The organism is Halorubrum sp. CGM4_25_10-8A (genome assembly GCF_005435025.1).
In the GTDB taxonomy this organism is placed as follows: domain Archaea; phylum Halobacteriota; class Halobacteria; order Halobacteriales; family Haloferacaceae; genus Halorubrum; species Halorubrum ezzemoulense.
In genome coordinates, this window is sequence record NZ_SGTX01000041.1 from 1 (window position 1) to 3653 (window position 3653).

Consider the following 3653-nt stretch of genomic DNA (forward strand, 5'->3'; position numbering starts at 1 on the left):
CCCCTTCGAGTCCCGCCCCGCACAGCGACCGCACCTCACGCCTCCCCGGCCTCGTCGCCGGCGGCCACGCCGCCGGCTGCCAGAGGCGTCGCGCCTCGCTACCGCTCACGGCCTGTTGGCGGTTCGCGGCGTCCCTCGCACGCGCTTCTCGCGGCCGCCGAGGGCAGCCGCTCGACGGCGCGCGCCACCACACCTCGGCACAGCACCGACAGCGATCCGCTACCGCGTTATTCGAACTCCGGATCGCGCTTCTCCAAGAAAGCCGTCATCCCCTCGCGCTGATCGTGCGTCCCGAAGAGGCCGGCCCACGCACGGCGCTCCAAGGCGAGCCCGGTCGCCGCCGACCCCTCGCCGGCCGCGTTCAGCGCCTCCTTCGCCGCGCGCAGCGCGGTCACCGGCTTCGCTGTCAGCTCGCCGGCCAGCTCGTCGATCCGGTCTTCGAAGTCGTCGTCCGCGACGACCTCGCCGACGAACCCGACCTCGGCCGCCTCGGTCGCGTCGATGCGCTCGCCGAGGAAGATCAGCCGGCGGGCGACCTCGTCGCCGACGAGCGCCGGGAGCCGCTGCGTGCCGCCCCAGCCGGGGATGATCCCCAGATCGATCTCGGTCTGCCCGAGGACGGCGCTCTCGGCGGCGACCCGCAGGTCACAGGCCAAGGCGAGCTCGCACCCGCCGCCGAAGGCGTAACCGTCGACGGCGGCGATCGTCGGCGCGGGGAACGACTCGATCGCGTCCGCGACGCGGTGGCCGAGCTCGGCGTACGCCTGCGCCTCGGGCGTCGAGAGGTCGACCATGTGCGAGATGTCCGCGCCCGCGACGAACGCCTCGTCGCCCGCACCGGCGATCACGAGGACGCGAGCGTCGCGCTCGGCGGCCTCGTCGAGCGCGTCCTCGATCGCTTCGAGCGTCTCGGCGGTGAGCGCGTTGAGCTGCTCCGGTCGGTCGACGGTGATCGTCGCGACTCCGCGGTCGTCGACGTCGAAGGCGATGGTGTCCCAACTCATACCCGCCCCGTCTCGCGGCGACGTGAAAACGGTTCGGCAGGCGGATCCGACTCGGTCGGAGGCGGGGCTCCGCGGGCGGCGGCGACTCGACGGTCAGACCTCTTCGCGGCTGTCGATCCCGGTGTAGATGAACCACGCCGTCGTGTACACGCCGACGAACAGCAGGTAGCCGACGATCAGTCCCCCGAGCTGGCGGCTCGCGAGCCCGCCGGGGAGCGTCCGCGAGAGGATGCCGAGCGCGAGGGCGAAGACGACGAGCGAGAACAGCCCCGAAAGGGCGTACACGCCGAGGTCGGAGGTGAAGCGGTCGCGCACGCACCCACCAACGCGTTCCCCTTACATACCGCCGTCGGTCGCGCGCCGGTCGGCGCGTCGTCTCGAAGTCCGGGCGAGCGCCGCTCGTTGCGCGGATTGCAACCCCTATAAGCCCCCGGCCACACGTACCGGTATGAACGGGAACCGGTTCGGCCGACTCTTCCAGCTGACGACCTACGGCGAGAGCCACGGCGACGCGATGGGCGTCACCGTCTCCGGCGTGCCAGCGGGCGTCGAGCTCGACGAGGAGGCGATCCAGGCGCAGCTCGACCGGCGCAAGCCGGGCCAGTCGATGATCACCACCTCGCGGGGCGAGCCCGACGAGGTCGTCGTCAACTCCGGCGTCCAGGACGGCTACACCACGGGCACCCCGATCGGAATGGTGATCCAGAACAAGGACGCCCGCTCGGGGAAGTACGAGCCGTTCGTCACCGCGCCGCGCCCCTCGCACGGCGACTACACCTACTCCGCGAAGTTCGGCACACGCAACTGGGGCGGCGGCGGGCGCTCCTCGGCGCGCGAGACGGTGAACTGGGTCGCGGCCGGCGCGGTCGCCGAACAGGTGCTCGACGCCTCTGACCACGACGTCGAGATCAAAGCGCACGTCAATCGCATCGGCGACATCGAGGCCGCCCCGGTGAGCTTCGGGCAGATCCTCGAACACAGCGAGGAGAACGACGTGCGCTGCGCCGACCCCGAGGCGGCCGCGGAGATGCAGGAGCTGATCGAGGAGTACCAGGAGGAGGGCGACTCGATCGGCGGTTCGATCTACTTCGAGTGCCGGGGCGTCCCCCGGGGGCTCGGATCGCCGCGCTTCGACAGCTTCCCCGCCCGCCTCGGGCAGGCGATGTTCTCAATCCCGGCGACCACCGGCGTCGAGTACGGGCTGGGGAAGGACGCGACGCACGTGGCGGGCAGCGAGCGCAACGAGGACTGGACGTTCGACGACGGCGAGTCGTTCGACCACGTCGAGAGCGAGGAGGGCGACCCGGTCCCCGAGGGGAACGACCACGGGGGGCTTCAGGGCGGGATCACCACCGGCGAGCCGATCTACGGCGAGGCGACGTGGCACGCGCCGACCTCGATCCCGAAGAAGCAGCGCTCGGCCGACTGGGAGACCGGCGAGGAGAAGGAGGTCCAGGTCGTCGGCCGCCACGACCCCGTCCTCCCGCCGCGGGCCGTCCCCGTCGTCGAGGCGATGCTGTACTGTACGGTGCTCGACTTCATGCTGCTCGGCGGCCGGATCAACCCGGACCGCGTCGACGGCAATCCGGGACAGTACGACACCGATTACCACCCGAGTAGCCCGCGCAACGAGTAGCGACCGACGCCCGCACCTGGGCCTGTGCCGCGGTCGTGCGCTTCCAGCGTCCGGCGCCCGCTCACACCACGACGACGGCGTCGACGACGACGAGCAGGACGAAGCCGACGAGGAACGCGCCGGTCGCGGCGTCGGCGTGCCCGTGCCCGTGCGAGGATGGGATCAGCTCGCGGAAGACGACCGCGAGCATCGCGCCCGCGGCGAACCCCGACGACACCGGGAACAGTCCGGCCCCGACCGACACGAGCGAGAAGCCGAAGACCGCGGCGACGACCTGCGGGACCACTCCCGAGAGGGTCGTGTACCAGACCACCCGGAGGTTCGACATCCCGGTCTCCGCCATCGGCACCGCGAACGCGAACCCGTCGGGCACGTTCTGAAGGCCGATGACGACCGCGAGCAACAGCGCGACCTCCTCCAGCCCGGAGGCGAACGCGACGCCGATCGCCAGCCCCTCGGGGGCGTTGTGGAGGGTGATCGCCCCGCCGATGAGCAGCGCCTTCCGGAGCGAGGACTCGCGCTCGGCGAGCGTCCCGGCGTCCTCGTCGACCGATTCCGGCTCCGCGTCGCCTTCCTCGGCGGCGGAGCCCCGGGTGGCGAAACCCTCGGTGACAGAGTCCCCGGTCGGCGGCTCCATGACCGCGGCGTCGTCTGCGGTCGCGCCGCCCTCGACGAACCACGCCCGGTACTCCGCGTGGAGGTGCGGAATGAGGTAGTTCCCGCCAAGCAGCGTCGCCCCGCCGAGGAGCACCCCCGCCATCACCGCGCGGAGCGTCCCCTCCTCCATGCCGGGGATCACGAGGCCGAACACGCTGGCGGCGACCATCAGCCCGGCCGCCAGCCCGAGGGCACCGTCGTAGATCCGGTGTGTCACGCGATGCCGGAAGAAGACGGGGAGGGCCCCGATCCCGGTCGCGACCCCGGCGACGGTCGTCACGCCGAGGACCGAGGCGAGCGTCGTCATACACTGCGAGACCGCGCACTGGGATATAAATGGGCGGGGACGGCGGGAG

General features: G+C 71.7%; 4 protein-coding genes. 1 reads left to right on the plus strand and 3 read right to left on the minus strand.

All coding sequences use genetic code 11. The annotated features are described in order from the left end of the window. Positions 1-227: 227 nt before the first annotated feature. A complete protein-coding gene (locus tag EXE52_RS17985) occupies positions 228-1004 on the minus strand; it encodes an enoyl-CoA hydratase/isomerase family protein (protein WP_089307709.1) in 777 nt (258 codons plus the stop codon). 93 nt (positions 1005-1097) lie between these two features. Further along, positions 1098-1319, minus strand: coding sequence for a hypothetical protein (locus EXE52_RS17990; RefSeq protein ID WP_049929687.1), 222 nt, complete (start codon positions 1317-1319; stop codon positions 1098-1100). Positions 1320-1452: 133 nt separating this feature from the next. Between EXE52_RS17990 and aroC the strand changes: the two genes are divergently transcribed. After that, complete coding sequence (gene aroC, locus EXE52_RS17995) at positions 1453-2640, plus strand: chorismate synthase (RefSeq protein ID WP_089307710.1); 1188 nt, start codon at positions 1453-1455, stop codon at positions 2638-2640. A gap of 61 nt (positions 2641-2701) precedes the next feature. Here aroC and EXE52_RS18000 read toward each other — a convergent pair whose 3' ends face one another. Then, positions 2702-3604 carry a ZIP family metal transporter gene (locus tag EXE52_RS18000; RefSeq protein WP_089307711.1) on the minus strand — a complete coding sequence of 301 codons (903 nt, stop codon included), beginning with the start codon at positions 3602-3604 and terminating at the stop codon, positions 2702-2704. Positions 3605-3653: the final 49 nt, after the last annotated feature.